This window comes from Paractinoplanes hotanensis, from assembly GCF_023717965.1.
Lineage (GTDB): Bacteria > Actinomycetota > Actinomycetes > Mycobacteriales > Micromonosporaceae > Actinoplanes > Actinoplanes polyasparticus.
Genome location: NZ_JAMQOL010000041.1, coordinates 36,911 through 55,994, shown reverse-complemented (window position 1 = coordinate 55,994; position 19,084 = coordinate 36,911). Strand labels below are relative to the sequence as shown.

Annotated in this window: 16 protein-coding genes; all 16 read left to right on the top strand. The window is 71.0% G+C overall.

Annotated elements, in window-relative coordinates:
• Window positions 1-5 precede the first annotated feature (5 nt).
• The 16 genes from LXN57_RS28475 (at window position 6) to LXN57_RS28400 (ending at window position 19,045) form a co-directional block, all read left to right on the top strand.
• A complete protein-coding gene (locus LXN57_RS28475; protein WP_251801295.1) occupies window positions 6-815 on the top strand; it encodes a C40 family peptidase in 810 nt (269 codons plus the stop codon).
• A 557-nt stretch (window positions 816-1,372) separates the two neighbouring features.
• A complete protein-coding gene (gene mraZ, locus LXN57_RS28470) occupies window positions 1,373-1,804 on the top strand; it encodes a division/cell wall cluster transcriptional repressor MraZ (RefSeq protein ID WP_221376123.1) in 432 nt (143 codons plus the stop codon).
• A 286-nt stretch (window positions 1,805-2,090) separates the two neighbouring features.
• Window positions 2,091-3,152 carry a 16S rRNA (cytosine(1402)-N(4))-methyltransferase RsmH gene (rsmH, locus tag LXN57_RS28465; RefSeq protein ID WP_251801294.1) on the top strand — a complete coding sequence of 354 codons (1,062 nt, stop codon included), beginning with the start codon at window positions 2,091-2,093 and terminating at the stop codon, window positions 3,150-3,152.
• A 392-nt stretch (window positions 3,153-3,544) separates the two neighbouring features.
• Window positions 3,545-4,336, top strand: a complete 792-nt coding sequence (ftsL, locus tag LXN57_RS28460; protein ID WP_251801293.1) for a cell division protein FtsL — start codon at window positions 3,545-3,547, stop codon at window positions 4,334-4,336.
• 4 nt (window positions 4,337-4,340) lie between these two features.
• Window positions 4,341-6,671 (top strand): peptidoglycan D,D-transpeptidase FtsI family protein, encoded by a 2,331-nt coding sequence (locus LXN57_RS28455; protein ID WP_251801292.1) that lies wholly within the window; start codon window positions 4,341-4,343, stop codon window positions 6,669-6,671.
• A gap of 106 nt (window positions 6,672-6,777) precedes the next feature.
• Window positions 6,778-8,292, top strand: coding sequence for a UDP-N-acetylmuramoyl-L-alanyl-D-glutamate--2,6-diaminopimelate ligase (locus tag LXN57_RS28450; RefSeq protein WP_438872921.1), 1,515 nt, complete (start codon window positions 6,778-6,780; stop codon window positions 8,290-8,292).
• The gene (locus LXN57_RS28445) at window positions 8,289-9,674 is read left to right on the top strand and encodes a UDP-N-acetylmuramoyl-tripeptide--D-alanyl-D-alanine ligase (RefSeq protein ID WP_251801291.1); all 1,386 of its coding nucleotides are present in this window, start codon (window positions 8,289-8,291) and stop codon (window positions 9,672-9,674) included. The genes LXN57_RS28450 and LXN57_RS28445 overlap by 4 nt, the downstream gene beginning before the upstream one ends.
• Entirely contained in the window at window positions 9,671-10,774 is a 1,104-nt protein-coding gene (gene mraY, locus LXN57_RS28440; protein ID WP_221376117.1) for a phospho-N-acetylmuramoyl-pentapeptide-transferase, read from the top strand. The genes LXN57_RS28445 and mraY overlap by 4 nt, the downstream gene beginning before the upstream one ends.
• Window positions 10,775-10,839: 65 nt before the next feature.
• Window positions 10,840-12,216: an FtsW/RodA/SpoVE family cell cycle protein gene (locus tag LXN57_RS28435; RefSeq protein ID WP_251801290.1), complete on the top strand. Its 1,377-nt coding sequence runs from the start codon at window positions 10,840-10,842 to the stop codon at window positions 12,214-12,216.
• The gene (murG, locus tag LXN57_RS28430) at window positions 12,216-13,328 is read left to right on the top strand and encodes an undecaprenyldiphospho-muramoylpentapeptide beta-N-acetylglucosaminyltransferase (RefSeq protein ID WP_251801289.1); all 1,113 of its coding nucleotides are present in this window, start codon (window positions 12,216-12,218) and stop codon (window positions 13,326-13,328) included. Before LXN57_RS28435 ends, murG begins: the two co-directional genes overlap by 1 nt.
• A gap of 28 nt (window positions 13,329-13,356) precedes the next feature.
• Window positions 13,357-14,796, top strand: a complete 1,440-nt coding sequence (murC, locus tag LXN57_RS28425) for a UDP-N-acetylmuramate--L-alanine ligase (RefSeq protein WP_251801288.1) — start codon at window positions 13,357-13,359, stop codon at window positions 14,794-14,796.
• Between the two features lie 9 nt (window positions 14,797-14,805).
• On the top strand, window positions 14,806-15,564 hold the full coding sequence (locus tag LXN57_RS28420; protein WP_251801287.1) for a cell division protein FtsQ/DivIB: 759 nt from the start codon (window positions 14,806-14,808) through the stop codon (window positions 15,562-15,564).
• Between the two features lie 296 nt (window positions 15,565-15,860).
• Complete coding sequence (ftsZ, locus tag LXN57_RS28415; RefSeq protein WP_251801286.1) at window positions 15,861-17,012, top strand: cell division protein FtsZ; 1,152 nt, start codon at window positions 15,861-15,863, stop codon at window positions 17,010-17,012.
• A gap of 23 nt (window positions 17,013-17,035) precedes the next feature.
• Window positions 17,036-17,743 carry a YggS family pyridoxal phosphate-dependent enzyme gene (locus LXN57_RS28410; protein ID WP_251801285.1) on the top strand — a complete coding sequence of 236 codons (708 nt, stop codon included), beginning with the start codon at window positions 17,036-17,038 and terminating at the stop codon, window positions 17,741-17,743.
• A 249-nt stretch (window positions 17,744-17,992) separates the two neighbouring features.
• Entirely contained in the window at window positions 17,993-18,694 is a 702-nt protein-coding gene (locus tag LXN57_RS28405; protein WP_251801284.1) for a cell division protein SepF, read from the top strand.
• A gap of 45 nt (window positions 18,695-18,739) precedes the next feature.
• Window positions 18,740-19,045, top strand: a complete 306-nt coding sequence (locus LXN57_RS28400) for a YggT family protein (RefSeq protein ID WP_221376109.1) — start codon at window positions 18,740-18,742, stop codon at window positions 19,043-19,045.
• Window positions 19,046-19,084: the final 39 nt, after the last annotated feature.

The window sequence follows — 19,084 nt, the reverse complement described above, 5'->3', positions numbered from 1 at the left end:
CTACCGTGCACGAACACAGTTCGAGCCGTGGCCGCCGCATGCGTGGCGCCGGCACCATCGCACTGTCACTGGGTCTCTGCCTTTGCGCCGGCCAGCTGGTCGCAGCCTCGCCGGCCAGCGCCGCCACCGTCACCCCCATCATGGCGGCGGCTGCCTCGGCGAAGGTCAAGCCCGTGGTCAAGACCTCGTACTCCACCCGGAAGGTCAAGTCCGGCAAGAGTGTCAAGGTGACCGCCAAGTACATCAACCCGGTCAACGGCAAGGTCGTCACGTCCGGCACGGTGCGCCTGCAGGCGTTCCGCAAGGGCAAGTGGGTCAACCAGACGTCGAAGAACCTGGGCAGCAGCGGCTCGGTCGCGCTCTCGTTCAAGCCTGGCACCAGCGGCTACCTGCGCGCCGTCTACGCCGGATCCGCGAAGTTCGCCTCGTTGACGGGCGGCAAGACGTATGTGAGCGTCGTGCCGAACGGCAACAAGATCATCAACGAGGCGAAGAGGCACGTCGGTTCGCTGTACAAGTTCGGTGCGGCCGGCCCCACGCGCTTCGACTGCTCGGGCTACACGATGTACGTCTACAAGAAGACGATCGGCAAGAAGCTGCCGCACAAGGCGAACCTGCAGCAGAAGTACGGCAAGTCGGTCGCCAAGAGCAAGAAGCAGATCGGCGACCTGATCGTCTTCCGGAGCGGCTCGTACGGGTCGCACGTCGGCATCTATGCCGGCAGCGGCTACATGTACGACTCGCCGCACACGGGCGCGCGCGTCTCGAAGCGCAAGATGTACGGCTCCAACTACGTGGTCCGCCGTCTGGTCTGACAACCGGGCACGGATCAGCAACTCAGCGGGGCGCGACCGGTTCGGTCGCGCCCTTGCTGTCAAGGACAGCCCGACCGGCACAGCCGGCCGGGCTGTCCTTATATATGCGAGTGGCCCGTGCGGCGCTCCACTACCCGGCCCGCGGTCCACCGCTCACTGCCCGGCGCCCCACCATCCGCCCCGGGGTCCACCGCTCACTGCCTGGCGCCCACCATCCGCCCCGCGGTCCTCCACTTTCCTCCCCCGGGTGGGTTGACAGGTTTCTTGTCTGGCGGCTTTGGGCGTGTTCGTCACGATTCTCAGCGGGCGCGCTGGAGGATGTCGGAAACCGGACGGGGTTGATCATGGTCTCGCCCTCCACTCGGCACCCCCCTCCCTGAGCTGGGGTTTCGTGTGCGAGCAACCTTCGCGACCCCGTCCATTCCGCTTGCGGGTGGAGGGAAGTGGAGTAGAGTGGAGCACAGTGGCAGGGCCGATGGCGAACCTCACCTGAGCGACCTGCCGACCCGAGTTGACAGGCGGACCGCGAACCGCCCGGGGGCAGGGGGTGGGCGCCGATGTTCCTCGGCACGCACACCCCACGCCTCGATGACAAGGGGCGGCTGATCCTTCCGGCGAAGTTCCGAGATGAGCTGGCGGGAGGCGTCGTGATCACCAAGGGGCAGGAACGCTGCTTGTACGTCTTCCCGATGCCGGAATTCCAGCGCATCGCCGGTCAGCTGCGGGAAGCGCCGGTCACGAACAAGGCGGCCCGGGCTTACGGCCGGGTCTTCTTCGCCAGCGCGCACGACGAGATCCCCGACAAGCAGGGCCGGGTCACCATCCCGGCGCACCTGCGGGGCTATGCGGGTCTCGACCGTGAGCTCGTGGTGATCGGGGCCAGCACCCGTGTCGAGATCTGGGACAAGCAGTCCTGGGAGGACTACCTCGCGGCGAGCGAGGACGAGTTCGCCGACATCGAAGAGGGGGTGCTGCCGGGCGGACTGTGAGGCGTGGCACTCGGCTGGGCCCGCGAAGGCCCGGACGTCGCGTTTTCCGTACTGCGAGATCTCCAGCCGCTCCCGCACCTGGCGCCTCTTCCCCGGCGCCAGGCGCGTGTACGGCCCAGGGCGAGCCCGATGGCAACGGGCGAGCACCCGGGCACGAGCGGATGGGGATCTGGCGGTACGGACGGGCGTCCGGGAAGCGTCGCGGAACGGTGACGGACGCGGCGGTGTGAGAGACAACCGGCAGGTCGGTGCCGGCGGGCGCGCGTGACAGCGAGTGGGGGTCGACATGGGGGAGCTTCGCGGCACGCACGTGCCGGTGCTGCTCGAGCGTTGCCTCGAGCTGCTCACCCCGGCCCTCGAGCTGCCGGGCGCCGTGCACGTCGATTTCACGCTGGGCCTGGGCGGTCACGCCGAGGCCGTCCTCGAGCGATTTCCCGAGGTTGTGCTGGTCGGGCTCGACCGCGACACCGAGGCGCTGACCCACGCCGGTCATCGCCTGGCCCGGTACGCCGGCCGCATGCGCCTGGTGCACGCGGTCTACGACGAGTTGCCGCGGGTGCTCGAGGAACTCGACCTCACCGAGTTCCACAGCGGACTGTTCGACCTCGGTGTGTCGTCGTTGCAGCTCGACGAGGCGGACCGCGGCTTCGCGTACGCCCAGGACGCTCCGCTCGACATGCGGATGGACCAGACGACGGGCTTCACGGCCGAGCAGGTCGTCAACGAGTACGAGCCGGGGGTGCTGGTGCGCATCCTGCGCCAGTACGGCGAGGAGAAGTTCGCCACCCGCGTTGTCTCGTCGATCGTCCGCGAGCGCCAGAAGGGCCGGATCACCTCGACGGCGCGACTGGCCGAGCTGGTCAAGGAGTCGATCCCGGCCGCCGCGCGGCGAACGGGTGGAAATCCCGCGAAAAGAACGTTTCAAGCGCTACGTATTGAGGTAAATGGCGAGCTCGCCACGCTCGAAGCGGCCATCCCGGCGGCTTTGGACGCGTTGGCGCCGAAAGGGCGCCTTGTGGTGATGAGCTACCAATCTTTGGAGGACCGGATCGTCAAGCGCGCCCTCACCGCGAGGACGCGCAGCACCGGGCCGGTCGACCTGCCGGTCGAACTGCCCGGGACGGGTCCGACGCTGCGGCTGCTGACAAGGGGGTCAGAACCGCCCAGCGAGCAGGAGGTCGCGGAGAACCCGCGAGCGGCTTCGGTGAAGCTGCGCGCGGTCGAGCGCCTCGATCGGCACGACGGAACTACCGGGGCCGCCCGCGAACGGCCCCGACTGTCTACAACGCACGGGGGACAAGGGCGGTTACGCCCGGGGGCACGTGAAGAGGGGGAGGGGGAAGCATGAGCGAGCGCAACCAGGCGCCGCGGTCGGGGGGCCGGACCGCGGATCCGCAGCGTCCGACCACCGGGCGCCGCGACACGACGGGTGTGAGCCGCGATGCGGACGCTCCGGGAAACGCCGGCCGGGGGGCGCGGCGATTCACCGGTGCCGAGGACGGCGGCGGGCCACGCCGGTCCGACACGCGCCGGTCAGGGATGCGGAGCGACGATCGCGACGCGAGCCGGCAGCGGGGCGAGGCACGTCCGGCGCGTTCCGCGCCGCGGGGTTCCGATTCCGTACGGGGTGAGCCGCGCGACACCGAGGCGGTGCGCAACCGGACCAGGGAAGCCGGAACTCCCCGCGGCAAGGCGCGCGACACGGAAGGCGTTCGCGCCCGGAGCCGGGATGCGGACGGCGTGCGCAGCCGCACGCGGGACACGGACGGCGTGCGGGCCAAGGCGCGCGACGACGTGCGAGCCAAGACGCGCGACACCGATGGTGTGCGAGCCAAGGCGCGCGACACCGACGGTGTGCGGGGCAAGGCGCGCGACACCGGCGCGGTTCGGGCCCGGGGCCGGGACACGGAAGGTGTGCGGGCCAAGGCGCGGGAGGCTTCGGGCGTACGGGAAACGCGGGACCGCAAGGCCGGCGTGCTCGGGGGCCGGGGCCGGATCGCGGGCGGCCGCAAGGTCGAGGCTCCGGTCGACGGCGCCGCCGCGCTCAAGCTCGAGGTCTCGGCCGAGCCGCTGCGGGCGACCGACGCGGCCGCCGCTCCTCGTCTGCGGGTCGCCCCGCCGCCGCCGATCCACGGTGGACCGCGGGCGCCGTTCGTGGCGACGGTGATCGGCGTAGTGATCGTCGGGGTGCTGGGCATCCTGCTGGTCAATACGAAGACCAACGAGAACTCGTTCCGCATCGCCGACCTGCAGAACCAGAACACCGCGCTCGAGAACCAGCGTCAGGACCTGGAGAACCAGGTGGTCGAGGCGTCGAGCATCGGCAACCTGGACGCCGCGGCCCGCCGCCTCGGTCTGGTCAAGGCGGACGACGTGGCCCAGATCCGGCTCCCGGACGGGAAGATCATCAACTTCCGGGGACCGGCCACCGGCAAGCGTTCGCCGACCGCCCAGGAGGGACTGAACGAGGGCACGCCGGTGACCGACAAGGGGGCCGACAACGTGACGCCCGCCGACGGCGCCGGGCGGTAGCCGGATGCCGCGGGCTGACGACACTCCACCGCGCCGGGGCGCTCAGCCCCGGCGCGGCACGTCTCGTGACGTGCCGGCCGACGACGACGCGACGGGCAAGCCGAGCCGGGGATTCGGCGGCATCGGTGACGCGCGGGCCTACACCCCGCGCGGGCGCACCGTGGCCGAGCGCGACCAGCGCACCCGTTCGCCGCGGGCCGGGCGCACCTCCGATCCGTTCCGCCCGGCGCTCCAGGTGCTCGACGGCGGGCAGCCGCCGCGCCGCGGGCGCCCGGCGGCCGAGCGCGAGACCCCGGTCGAACCGGAGAAGAAGGACAGGAAGCAGCCGCCTCGCAGCCGCCGGCCCGAGCTCGACTTCGACGACGAGCCGGAGGAGTTCGACCGCCGGCGCGGCCGCACGACCGCCCGCACGGGGTCGGCCGCGCGCACAGTGGCCGACAAGCCGCGTGGCCGGACGACCGCGACCAAGCCGGCTCGGCCGGGGCGGGTCACGGCCTCACCGCGTACGCCGGGGAAGGCCGCACCACGACGGACCGTGAGTGGACCGCGGGTCGACCGCGCCGTCCGCGCGGTCGCGACCGAGCCGCCCAAGCTGGCCAACAGCACCCGGCGTCTGCGGATCGGGGCCGTCCTCGCGCTGTCGTTGTTCGTGATGATCGGCGTCCGGCTGGTGATCCTCCAGGTGGCGGCGTCGCCCGAGGACGCCGACCGGCTGATCGAGCTGCGCGAGAGCCGCCTGGCCGAGGTGCGGCTGCCGGCGCCACGCGGCAGCATCCTCGACCGGGACGGCACCGTGCTCGCCCACAGCGTGGAGGCGCGCTTCGTCGGCGCCGACCCTGAGCTGGTCAAGGACCCGGCCCAGACGGCGTCGATCCTGTCGCCGATCATCGGGGTGCCCCAGTCGAAGCTGGTCCCGCTGATGACGCCGCACGATCGGCCCGGCGGCGGCGAGTCCCGGTTCGAGTTCCTGGCTCAGGGCGTGGACATCTCGACCGGCGAACGGATCCGCGCGATGGAGCTGCCCGGCATCGTGGTCAAGGAGGACGAGCGGCGCGACGTGCCGAACGCCGACCTGGCGGCGAACCTGATCGGCTTCACCGGCGCCGACAACTCCGGTCTGGAAGGTCTCGAGGCGCGCTACGACTCGCTGCTGCGCGGCACCGACGGCCAGCGCAAGTTCGAGATCGGCGCGGGTGACCTGAACAAGCCGATCCCGGGCGGCTTCGAGCAGCACACCGAGCCCCAGCCCGGCACCTCGCTCCAGCTCACCATCGACGGCGACCTGCAGTACGAGGTGCAGCGCATCCTGGCCGAGCAGATGAAGCAGGTGAAGGCCACCATCGGCGGCGCCGTCGTGATCGACGTTAAGACCGGCGAGGTGGTGGCCCAGGCGAGCTATCCCGCCTACAACGCGGCCAAGCCGGGCGACTTCACGCCGACCGAGCGCGAGGACGTGCCGAGCAGCATCGTGGCCGACCCCGGCTCGATCCACAAGGCGTTCATCTTCGGCGCGGCCCTGCAGGAGGGGCTGATCAAGCCGGATTCGGTGCTGACCATCGGTCCGGCCCTGGAGCGGGGCGGTTACCGCTTCCAGGACGGCCACCTGCAGCCCAAGGGCACCAAGATGACGATGCCGGGGCTGCTCGCGTACTCGTCCAACGTGGGCACGATCCTCATCGCCGACATGCTCGGCAAGGAGAAGGTCATCGAGTACCAGCAGAAGTTCGGGCTGGGCAGGTCGACCGGCGAGGGCATGCCGGGCGAGGCCGAGGGCAAGATCCTCGGACCGGACGAGTGGAGCGGCTCGGCGTCGGGCTCGGTGCCGATCGGCATGAGTGTGGACGCCACGCTGGTGCAGATGGCGGCCGGCTACGCGGCGATCGCCAACGACGGCGAGTACATCCAGCCCCACCTGATCAAGTCCATGATCTCGGGCCGCGGCGGCAAGGTCACCCACGCCGCGAAGCCGGAGCGGCACCGCGTGCTCGATCCGCACGTGGCGGCCGAGCTGCGCCTGATGATGGAGGCAGTGGTCGACACCAAGGGCGGCACCGGCACCCAGGCGGCCGTCCCCGGTTACCGGGTGGCGGGCAAGACCGGCACCGGCAAGCGGCTGATCGACGGCCAGTACACGAGCGCGAACTACGGCTCGTTCATCGGCATGGCGCCGGCCGACAACCCGCGGTACGTCATCGCGGTCTCGGCCGACGTGCCCAAGGGCACCGGTGGCGACGTGGCGGCGCCGGCCTTCGCCAAGATGATGTCGTTCGCGCTGCTGCACGGCCGGGTGCCGCCGTCCAGCACCAAGCCGCCGACGTTCAAGATCCACCCATGACCGCCCGTCCCGCCACCCCGCCGCCGCCCGGCAACGGACCGAAGGCTGAGCCGGCGTCGCATGGCGTTTTCCGTACGAAGCCGGGCACGGGGTAGGGTCTGACGCCGTGCCCGGCATTCCCCGTCCCGATACCGTCGCTCCGTACCGGCTGGCCCGGCTGGCCGCGCTGTTGCCGGCCACGCTGACCGGCGTCGATGCCGAGGTCAGCGGCGTGACGCACGACAGCCGCGCGGTCCGCCCGGGCGATCTCTACGCGGCGTTGCCCGGCGCCGTCCGGCACGGCGCCGAGTTCATCAGCGACGTGGCCGCGGCCGGCGCGGCCGCCGTGCTGACCGACGCCGCCGGCCACGCGGTCGCGGCCGCTGCGGGCCTGCCGGTGCTGGTGGCCGAGGACCCGCGGGCGGTGCTCGGCACGGCCGCGGCGGCGATCTACGGCGACCCGTCGGGCCGGCTGACGATGATCGGCATCACCGGCACGGCCGGCAAGACGTCGACGGCGTACCTCGTGGAATCGGGCCTGCGGGCGGCCGGCGTGGTCACCGGGCTGATCGGCACGGTCGAGACGCGCATCGGCGATCTGGTGGTCGACAGCGTGCGTACCACCCCCGAGGCCACCGACGTGCACGCCATCCTCGCCGCCGGCCTGGAGCGCGGGGTGGGCGCCGTGGTGATGGAGGTGTCGAGCCACGCCCTCGCGATCGGGCGGGTCAACGGCATCGGCTTCACGGTCGGCGGCTACACCAACTTCGGCCTCGACCACCTCGACTTCCACGCCGACGCCGACGACTACTTCGCCGCCAAGGCCAAGCTGTTCGACGGGCGCTGCCGGTTCGAGGTGCTCAACCTGGACGACCCCGCGCTGCGGCCGCTGTTCAAGCCGGGCACGATCAGCTATTCGGCGGACGGTGACCCGGCGGCGACGTGGTGGGCCACCGATGTCCGCCCGTCCGAGTTCGGCCAGCGGTTCGTCGCGCACGGCCCCGGCGTCGAGGTCGAGGCGGGTGTGGCCCTGCCCGGCCGGCACAACGTGGCCAACGCCCTGCTCGCCCTGGCCGCGCTGGTCGCCGCCGGCATCGGCGCGCGGGTGGCCGCGGACGGCATCGCGGCCTGTCCGGGCGTGCCGGGCCGGCTCGAGCGGGTGTCGGCCCCCGGCGAGGTGCTGGGCGTCGTCGACTACGCGCACAAGACCGACGCGATCGTGGCCGCCCTGGCCGCGCTGCGCGAGCTGGCCACCAGCCGTGGCGGCCGGCTGATCGGCCTGCTCGGCGCGGGTGGCGACCGCGACAAGGACAAGCGCCCGCTGATGGGTGCGGCGGCCGCCCGCGGCGCCGATCTCGTGATCGTCACCGACGACAACCCGCGCACGGAGGACCCGGCGGAGGTGCGAGCCGCGGTCCGGGCCGGCGCCGAGCAGTCCGGCGCCGCTGCGAAGATCATCGAAGTCTCCGGGCGGCGGGCGGCGATCGACGAAGCGGTCCGGCTGGCCGGACCGGGCGACGTGATCGCGTTACTGGGCAAGGGACACGAGCGGGGCCAGGAGGTGAACGGGCAGATGCTGCCGTTCGACGACCGGATCGAACTCGCGGAGGCGCTGACCGCGGCGGCCGGGGGCCGCTCGTGATCCGTCTGACACTGGCCGAGATCGCGAAGATCTCCGGCGGCCGCGTGGTGCACGCGGAACCGTCGCTCGCGGTCACGGGGGGAGTCGAGTACGACTCGCGCAAGATCGGCCCGGGGGGCCTGTTCGTCGCGTTCGAGGGCGAGAAGGTCGACGGGCACGAGTATGCGGGCACCGCCGTCGCCGCGGGCGCCGCGGCCGTGCTCAGCACGCGCGACACCGGACAGCCGGGGGTCGTCGTCGAGGAGCCGCTGGCCGCCCTGGCCGCGCTGGCCCAGGCCGTCGTCGCGCGGCTCGACGGGCTGACCGTGGTCGGGCTGACCGGCTCGAACGGCAAGACGACGACCAAGGACTACATCGGTCAGCTGCTGGCGCGGCTCGGGCCGACGGTGGCGCCGGCCGGCTCGCTCAACAACGAGCTGGGCTTCCCGTACACGGTGCTCCAGGCGACCACCGAGACGCGCTTCCTCGTGCTCGAGATGGGCGCGCGGGGGATCGGCCACATCCGCTATCTCACCGACATCGCCCGGCCGTCGATCGGCGCGGTGCTCAACATCGGCGCGGCGCACCTGGGGGAGTTCGGCTCGGTCGAGGGCACCGCACAGGCCAAGGGCGAGCTGGTCGAGGCGCTTCCCGCAGACGGTTTCGCCGTCCTCAACGCGGACGATCCGCTCGTCGCGGGAATGGCGCCACGGACCGCAGCGAAAGTCCTGCTGACCGGCGAATCGGAAATGTCCGATGTGCGGGCTACGGGCGTCAGCGTCGACGCCGCCGGGCGGGCGTCCTACACGCTGCGCTTCTCCGGGCGTACGGCCGAGGTGAACCTGGCGGTGGCCGGGCGCCATCAAGTTGCCAACACCCTGGCCGCGGCCGGCGTCGCGCTCTCGGCCGGCCTGCCGTTCGACGAGCTGGCGGCCGCGCTGGGCGAGGTGGGCATCGCCTCGGTCCGGCGGATGGACGTCTTCACCCGGCCCGACGGGGCCGTGGTCATCGACGACACGTACAACGCCAACCCGTCCTCGATGGCGGCCGCCCTGCGCGCGCTGGCCTCGATGGCCGGCGGGCGTCGCACCACCGCTGTGCTCGGCTACATGGCCGAGCTCGGCGAGCACGAGATCTCCGGCCACGAGGAGGTCGGCCGGCTCGCCGCCGAGCTCGGCGTGGATCGGCTGATCGTGGTCAGCGCCGAGGCCGCGCCCGTCGCGGACGGCGCGCTCGCCGTCGACGGGTGGAAGGGCGTGGCGACCGTCGTGGCCGACCAGGCCGCCGCCATCGAGATCCTGGACGGCGACCTCCACGGCGGCGACGTCGTGCTGGTCAAGGGTTCCCGGTACCGCACGTGGGACGTGGTGGACTCACTGCGCCCCGAGGAGGTTCGCCCGTGAGGGCAGTCATCGTCGCGGCCGCGGTCGCGTTCATCATCTCGCTGTTCGGCACGCCGATCGCCATCCGCGTGTTCACGGCGCTGAAGGCCGGTCAGCCGATCCGCACGGTCGGGCCGGCGAGCCACCAGGGCAAGAAGGGCACGCCCACGATGGGCGGTGTCGTCTTCATCATCGCGACGGTCCTCGCGTACGCGGCCGGGCACGTCGCCCTGACGACGCTGCCCGAGCGGCAGATCGCGCAGGAGTCGCCGACCATGACGGCGCTCGTCCTGCTCGGACTGTTCGTGTTCTGCGGCGTGGTCGGCTTCCTCGACGACTTCCTCAAGGTGCGCCGCCGCAACTCGGACGGCCTGAGTGCCAAGGGCAAGCTGCTCGGCCAGCTGATCGTCGGCGGCGCGTTCGCCATCGTCGCGCTCTATGTGCCCAGCACCAACGGCGAGACGGTGGCCAGCGAGCACATCTCGTTCATCCGCGACATCAGCTGGCTCGACGTCGGCAAGGTCGGCTCGGTGCTGGTCTTCGTGTTCGTCATCATGTCGATGTCGAACGGCGTCAACCTGACCGACGGCCTCGACGGTCTGGCCACCGGCGCGTCCATCCTCGTGCTGGGGGCGTACTCGCTGATCGGCTTCTGGCAGTACCGCCACTGGTGCGGCGACTCCGACTACGCCCGGGTCAACGACTACTGCTACCAGGTCCGAGATCCGCTGGAGATCGCCATGATCGCGGCGGCGGCCGCGGCCGCCTGTGTGGGCTTCCTGTGGTGGAACACCTCGCCGGCGCGGATCTTCATGGGCGACGCCGGCGCGCTCGGGCTCGGCGGTCTCATCGGCGGCCTGGCCGTGGCCACCCGCACCACGCTGCTGTCGGTCATCATCGGCGGTCTCTTCGTGATCATCACGATGTCGGTGGTCATCCAGATCATCTCGTTCAAGACCACCGGCAAGCGGGTCTTCCGGATGTCGCCGTTGCAGCACCACTTCGAGCTGGCGGGGTGGAGCGAGGTCAACATCGTGGTCCGGTTCTGGATCGTGGCCGGCATCTGCGTCGCCATCGGCCTGGGACTGTTCTATTCAGACTTCCTGGCCATCATGGGATAGAGATCTCTGACGACACGCCAGGTTCATGACCGGGCTTGGCGTGTCGCCGGTACGAAGATGAGTGAATGGCGGAAGACCGGACTCAACAGGCACCCCGCCCGTCACTGAGCCGGCAGTTGCTGCCCGCGGTGCACGGGCTCCTGGCGCGCCCGCTCTCCTCGTACTATCTGCTGCTCGCCAGCTCCGGCCTGCTGCTGCTCATCGGGCTCACCATGGTCTTCTCGGCCACCAGCGTGAAGGCCTTCGCCGAGAACGGGAACGCCTTCAGCGCGATCGCCAACCAGGCCGTCTTCGCGCTGCTCGGCCTGTTCGCGTTCTGGGTGTGCCAGCGGCTGCCCGCGGGCACCCTGCGCGACCTCGGCACGTTCGTGCTGGGCGCGGCGATCGTGCTGCTCTGCATCCTCGACCTGCTGGGCGCGCTGAATTCGGTCGGCGTGCTCGGCAAGCCGCAGATCGGCCCGGTCCGGGCCGACCTGCTGTGGCTCTACTTCGGCCCGATCGGTCTGCAGCCGGCCGAGTTCGCCAAGCTCGGCATGGTGCTGTGGGGCGCCGATGTGATCGCCCGCAAGGGTCCCGCGCTGGGGCACTGGCGCGAGCTGTCCCGCCCGCTCTTCCCCGTGGTCGGCCTGCTGTTCGTTCTCGTCGGCTACAACGACCTGGGCAGCATGCTGGTGCTGCTCGCGCTCATCGTCGGGCTGCTGTGGGCGGCCGGCGTGCGGCTGCGGGTCTTCGCCGCGCTCGGCGTGCTCGGCCTGGCCGGCATCAGCCTGCTGATCGCGGCCGCGTCCGGCGGCGCCGGCTCGGGCCGCGAGGGCGAGGCGAACTACCGGCTGGCCCGGCTCACCGACTTCCTCAAGCCGCTCGACCAGTGCGACCTGGACGCCTGCTACCAGATCATCCAGGCCCGCTCGGCGATCTTCGAGGGCGGCTGGTTCGGCGTCGGCCTGGGCAAGAGCGCGCTCAAGTGGAACTGGCTGCCGCAGGCCGACAACGACTTCATCTACGCCGTGGTGGCCGAGGAGCTGGGCGTGGTCGGCTGCGCGGTCGTCCTGGCGCTGTTCTCGGTGCTGGCGTACACCGGCTTCCGGATCGCCCGCCGCTCGCAGGACCCGTTCCGCCGGCTGGCGGCCGCCGCGATCACCACCTGGCTGGTGGCCCAGGCGGTGATCAACATTGGCGGCGTGACCGGCATGCTGCCCATCACCGGCCTCCCGCTGCCGTTCATCTCCGCAGGTGGCAGTGCCCTCGTCGTCACCATGGCGGCGGTCGGCATGCTGGCCTCGTTCGCCCGGGCCGAACCGCAGGCGTCACTGGCACTGAACGCGCGTCCGCCCGCTCGATGGGTACGGCTAGTCTGGGCCCCGCTGCCGCCGCTTCCCCCGTCGCGGCGGCCGAAGCCGACTCCGGCCAAAGCCAAGGCGGGGGCTGAGGGGAGACGGTGATGGGTCTGCTGCGGTCGGTCGTGCTCGCCGGAGGAGGCACCGGCGGTCACATCTATCCGCTGCTCGCCTTCGCCGACGCGGTGAAGAGGCATTTCCCCGAGGTGCGGATCACCACGCTGGGCAGCCCGAAGGGCATGGAGAACGAGCTGATCCCGCCGGCCGGCTACGACCTCCGCGTGATCCCCGCGTTCCAGCTGCCCCGCTCGGTGAACTTGAACCTGCTGCGCACTCCGGACCGGATGTGGAAGTCGGCCCACGCGGCCGGCAAGATCCTCGACGAGGTGCAGGCCGACGTGGTGGTCGGCTTCGGTGGTTACGTGTCGGTGCCGGCCTACCTGGCGGCCTGGCGGCGCGAGACGCCGATCGTCATCCACGAGGTCAACGTGCCGCCGGGCGTGGCCAACCGGATGGGCATGAAGTTCACCAAGAACGTGGCGGTCGGCTTCCCGACGCAGCCGCAGCTGGCCGAATCGCTCAAGGACGCCCGGGTCGTCGGCGTCCCGTTGCGTACGGCCCTCACCCATCTCGACCGCGCCGCGCTGCGGCCGCAGGCGCTCTACCAGTTCGGGCTGCGCCCCGACCTGCCGGTGCTGTTCGTCTCGGGCGGCTCCTCGGGCGCCCGCACGATCAACCTGGCCGTCGCCGCGGCAGCCAAGCGGCTGGCCCACTCCGGGGTCCAGGTGCTGCACGTGCAGGGCGGGCGCAACGACCCGTTCGAGGTTCCGGCCGACCTGCCGGTGCCGTACAAGGTGATTCCCTACCTCTCGGACATGCAGCTGGGTTACGCCGCGGCCGACCTCATGCTCTGCCGCAGCGGCGCGATCACCGTGGCTGAGACGACCGCGCTGGGTGTGCCGGCCGTCTACGTGCCCTACCCGTTCAGCAACCAGGAACAGAAGCGCAACGCCCTGCCGGTGGTCGAGGCGGGCGGCGGTGTCCTGGTCGACAACGACGAGCTCACCCCCGAGTGGATCGAGCAGAACGTCATCCCGCTGGCCCGCGACCGGCAGCGCCTCGCCGTGATGGGCCAGTCCGCCGCCCGGTACGGTCGTCGCGACGGTGACGAGGCTCTGCTCGAATTCGTTCTCGAAGCGGTGGCCAAGAACCGATGAGCCTTTTCTCGATCGAGGGAGCACAGCAGTGAACACGGCGGAGCTGCGGCCGGCCGGCGAGTTGACCGCCGAGGACCTGGGCAACGTGCACCTCATCGGCATCGGCGGGGTGGGCATGGCCGGGCTGGCCCGCCTGCTGCTCACCCGCGGCATCCCGGTCTCGGGCAGCGAACTGCGCGAGTGGCCGGCGCTGACCGGGTTGCGGGCGCTCGGCGGCACGATCCACATGGCCCACGTGGCCGAGAACCTCGACGGCGTCGACACGGTCGTCTACTCCACCGCCATCCCGTACGACCACCTCGAGCTGGCCGAGGCCCGCCGGCGCGGGCTGCGGGTGCTGCACCGGTCCGAGGCCCTGGCCGCCGCGATGACCAACCGCCAGGCCATCGCCGTGGCAGGCACGCACGGCAAGACCACGACCACGTCGATCATGACGGTGATCTTCCAGCACGCCGGGCAGGACCCGTCCTTCGTGATCGGCGGCGAGATCAGCGAGGCCGGCTCCAACGGCCACCACGGCACCGGCCCGCACTTCGTGGTCGAGGCCGACGAGAGCGACAAGTCGTTCCTGATCTACCGGCCGCACGTCGCGATCGTCACCAACATCGAGGGCGACCACCTCAACAACTGGGGCGACCTGGAGGGCCTCAAGGCCGGCTTCCTGCAGTTCGCCGAGCTCGCCGACCCCGGCGGTTTCGTGGTCACCTGCGCCGACGACGAGGGCACGCAGGACCTCATTGCGGCGCTGCGCGCCAAGGGCAAGGCCGTCTTCACGTACGGCGAATCCGAGTCCGCCGACCTCCGCCTCAGCGACGTGGTCTCGACGGCGAGCGGCGTCCGCTACCTCGCCGAGCTCGACGGCAAGCCGCTCGGCGAGATCCGGCTGTCGCTGCCCGGCCGGCACATGGGCCTCAACAGCGCGGCCGCCGTGCTGACCGCGCTCCGGCTCGGCCTGCCGCTCGACAAGATCGTCGAGGCGCTGGCGTCGTTCCCGGGGGTGCGGCGGCGCTTCGAGCGCAAGGGCATCGCAGCCGGCGTGCGGGTCTACGACGAGTACGCCTACCACCCGACCTCGGTCGAGGCGGCGCTCCGCACGCTGCGCGAGGTGGCGGGGGACGGCCGCCTGCTGGTGGTCTTCCAGCCGTACCGGGTGTATCGCACCCGCGACCTGCAGGCCGAGCTGGCCCGCGGGCTGAGCCTGGCCGATCAGGTCATCTGCATGGAGGTCTTCGGCCCGGGCGAGGTGCGCGGCCCGGGCGAGGGCGGGGTGGCGCTGACCGCGGCCATCGACCTGCCGGCCGACCGCAAGGTCTTCGTGCCCGACTGGGAGGACGTGCCGGCCGAGGTCCTCCGCCGCAGCCGGCCGGGCGACGTCGTGGTGACCATGGGCGCCCCGCCGATCTCGCTGATGGGCGACGAGCTGCTGGCCGCGTTCGACGAAGCCGACCGCCAACAGGCTCAGATCTAGGAAGGCGGCATGACGGGGCGTAACTGGCGGCTCGTGCGGGCGGACACCGACGCGGTGCCGTCGTCCGCGCGGCGGTTCATGGCCCGGGCCCGCCAGCGCAAGATGCGGGCTGCCCTGCCGTGGGCGATCGCCGCCGGCGTGCTGCTCGTCGCCGGGGGCGTGACCTGGCTGGTCTACGGCACGTCGGTGCTGGGAGTCCGCGAGGTCAAGGTCGTCGGCGTCGAGTTGCTCGAGCCGATCCAGGTCGAGCAGGCCGTCGCCGTGCCGCACGGCGAGCCGCTGGCCCGGGTCGACCTCGGCGCGGTGCGCACGCGCGTGCGCGAGCTGGCACCGGTCGACCGGGTGGTGGTGCGGCGCAGCTGGCCGTCCACCCTGGTCGTCGAGGTCGTGGAGCGTACGCCGGTGGCCGCCGTGCCGCAGAACGGCCAGTTCTCGGTGATCGATCGGGCCGGGGTGCCCTTCCGCCAGGTCAAGGAGGCGCCGCCGGGTCTGCCGCTGGTGCGGGTCGACTTCCCCGGCCGGTCCGACCTGAACACGGCGTCGGCGCTGACCGTGCTCGCCTCGCTCAGCGAGGAGCTGCGCGAGCAGGTGCTGGCGATCTCAGTCCCCAAGCCGGCCCAGATCCGTCTCGAGCTGCGCAAGGACCGGACGGTCGTGTGGGGTGACGACACCCAGAGCGACACCAAGAGTCAGGTGGCGACGGCCCTGCTGAAGAAGGCCGGCAAGGAGATCGACGTCAGCGCCCCGTCGGTCGTGACAATCCGCTGACATCCGGTCCTAAGCGGACATTGAGGTACGAACGGCTTATTTCGACTCAGGTTACGGCTCCGTCGGATTTTCGCCACGTAAGCGGACGCCGACACGCCGCGCCGGGTCTTTGGTTGACGTCGGAACTCCGCTTACGTTGCCACGAGAGGCTGAGTGGTTGACATAACCCTAAGCCTCTAGTAGAGGGTGAGGGTTTCCTCGCCCTCCCTTGTCCGGCAGCGGGTGTCGAAGGTGCGGTCTGGCCGGACCGCACGGGGCCCACGACATCCACAACCCTGGAAGGGAAGGCTGAGCCCATGACACCTCCCCACAACTACCTGGCGGTCATCAAGGTCGTCGGTATCGGTGGTGGCGGCGTGAACGCCGTGAACCGCATGATCGAGGTCGGGCTCAAGGGCGTCGAGTTCATCGCGATCAACACCGATGCGCAGGCGCTGCTGATGAGCGACGCCGACGTCAAGCTCGATGTCGGCCGCGAGCTGACCCGGGGCCTCGGCGCCGGCGCGCAGCCCGAGGTCGGCAAGAACGCCGCCGAGGACCACCGCGACGAGATCGAAGAGGTGCTCAAGGGCGCCGACATGGTCTTCGTGACCTGCGGCGAGGGTGGCGGCACCGGCACCGGTGGCGCGCCCGTGGTCGCCAACATCGCCCGCAAGCTCGGTGCGCTCACCATCGGCGTGGTCACCCGGCCGTTCTCGTTCGAGGGCAAGCGCCGCCAGGTGCAGGCCGAGTCCGGCATCGACGAGCTGCGCAACCAGTGCGACACGCTCATCGTCATCCCGAACGACCGGCTGCTCGCGCTGGGCGACCGCGGAATAAGCATGATGGACGCGTTCCGCCAGGCCGACCAGGTGCTGCTCTCCGGCGTGCAGGGCATCACCGATCTGATCACCACCCCCGGTCTGATCAACCTCGACTTCGCCGACGTCAAGAGCGTCATGAGCGGCGCCGGCAGCGCGCTCATGGGCATCGGCAGCGCTCGCGGCGACAACCGCGCGGTCGAGGCGGCCGAGAAGGCGATCTCGAGCCCGCTGCTCGAGCAGAGCATGGACGGCGCCCGCGGCGTGCTGCTCTCCATCGCCGGCGGCTCCGACCTGGGCCTGTTCGAGATCAACGACGCGGCCCAGCTGGTCACCGACGCGGCCCACCCGGACGCCAACATCATCTTCGGCGCGGTCATCGACGACGCGCTGGGCGACGAGGTGCGGGTCACCGTGATCGCGGCCGGCTTCGACGGGGGCACGCCCTCGTACAAGCCGTCCGAGCCGGCGCGCAAGGTCATCCAGCAGCCGGCCGAGCGCGCGGCGACCACACCGCAGGCGCCGGCGACCACGGTGTCGGCCCCGGCCGCCGCCTCGCCGCCGCCGCCGCCGGCCACCACGCCGACGCCGCGCCGGGTGCTCTTCGACGACGTCGACGTGCCCGACTTCCTGAAGAACGGCTCCTGAGGCTCTTTCCTATCGGGGACGGCATGACTGACAACGGGCGGCGGTCCGAGCTGGCCGCCGCCTTGATCGAGGTGAACGGCCGGATTGCGCGCGCCTGCGAGGCGGCCGGCCGGGCCGCGGGCGAGGTCACCCTCGTCGCGGTCACCAAGACGTACCCGGCGAGCGATGTCGTGCTGCTCGCCGGGCTCGGGGTCACCGACGTCGGGGAGAACCGCGATCAGGAGGCCGCTCCCAAGGCCGCCGAGGCGCGCGCGGCGGGGGCGGCCCCGCGCTGGCATTTCATCGGTCAGCTCCAGCGCAACAAGGCCCGATCGGTTGTGCGGTACGCCGACGTCGTGGAGTCCGTCGACTCGGTGCGGCTGGCCGAGGCGCTCGCCCGCGCGGCCCAGGGGCGGCCGGATCCGCTCGAGATCCTGATCCAGGTGAGCATCGACGGCGACCCGGCGCGCGGGGGCGTGACCGGCGACGACCTCTGGCGGGTATCCGACTCGGTGGCCTCCGCCGACAGCCTGCGACTCGGCGGCGTCATGGCGGTGGCGCCGGTGGACTGGGCCCCCGACCGCGCGTTCGAGCTGCTCCGTGGGTTGTCCGAGCGGCTGGTCAAGTCTCATCCTTCCGCCACGGCCATCTCGGCCGGCATGAGCGGGGACCTCGAGGCCGCCGTCCGGCACGGCGCGACACACGTCCGGATCGGCACTTCTTTGCTCGGAATGCGAAACCTGCTGCGGTAGCCTTGCGGCGGGCAGCAAACTACATGGGTGTTGTTTACGCGACAACCGTTTGTGGGCATGTTTCATGATCATCCACGGCGGCGTCGGGTCGACGGCGCGGCACGTCACGGGACGAGGGTCCGCATCGGAGCTTCCGACCGTGCAAAGGGGGAATGCGGTAACGCCGAGGGGGTGCGTTCCGCGCGGCGGACGAAGGTGGGGGCACATGGCTGGTCGGGTCAACTCGCGGTGGCGGGACGGGGTGAAGGCATGAGCGCGCTTCGCAAGGCGGGCGTCTGGCTGGGCCTCGTCGAAGAGGACGACGACCGCGGTTACGACAACGGGTACGAAGAAGCCCCCTACCGCTCGCGGAACCGGTACTCGGGAAGCCGGTACTCCGACGACGAGTTCGCCGACGACGAGGAGCTCGAGGACGAGCGCCCCGTGCCCCGTGCGCGCACGGAGCGCAGCCGCGGGTCCGACCGCCTGTCCTCGCACGCCGACGTGGAGGACCACGATCGGGTGGAACGCCCGGAACGTTCGGAGCGCGCGAGCGTCCGATCGATCACCCGGCCCGCCACGGTCGGTGACAACTCGTCCGCGCTGAGCTACTCCACGCGCGAGAACCTGGCCCTGGCCCCGCAGGCCGTGCATCAGCCGGAGCCCCGCCCGCGGCCGGTCGAGGAGGAGCAGCGTTACCAGATCACGACGCTGCACCCGACCACGTACCGCGAGGCGCGCACCATCGGCGAGCACTTCCGCGACGGCGTGCCGGTCATCATCAATCTCACCGAAATGGATGAAGGGGACGCGCGCCGGCTCGTTGACTTCGCCGCCGGGCTGGCTTTCGGCCTTCGCGGTACGATCGAGCGCGTGACCAACCGGGTTTTCCTGCTCTCACCGGCAAATGTCCAGGTCACCGCAGAGGACAAGGCCAAGATCGCTGAGGGTGGGTTCTTCGGTCAGGCCTGAGGCGGGCGCCCGCGCGCCCGCCACCCAGATGGGGGATCCGCACGAGTGCTCTCGATCGTGTTCCAAATATTGTATTTAGTCGTTTACATCTTCTTCCTGGTCCTACTTGCCAGGTTCGTGCTGGGTGCGGTACTCCAGTACGGGCGTCGGTGGCAACCCGGTCGTGGGGCGTCGGCGGGACTCGAAACGGTGTGGAGCGTCACTGATCCGCCCCTCAAGGCGTTGAGGCGTGTGATCCCCCCGCTGCGCATTGGTAACGTGAGTTTGGACCTGGCTTCCATCGTGCTGCTGGTTATCCTGTTCGTGCTCATGAGGTTCGTGCTTCAAAGATTGATCCTGAACTTCAGCTAAACAGCAGCCCCAACCGCGGCCGCGACTGACCCGAGGAGT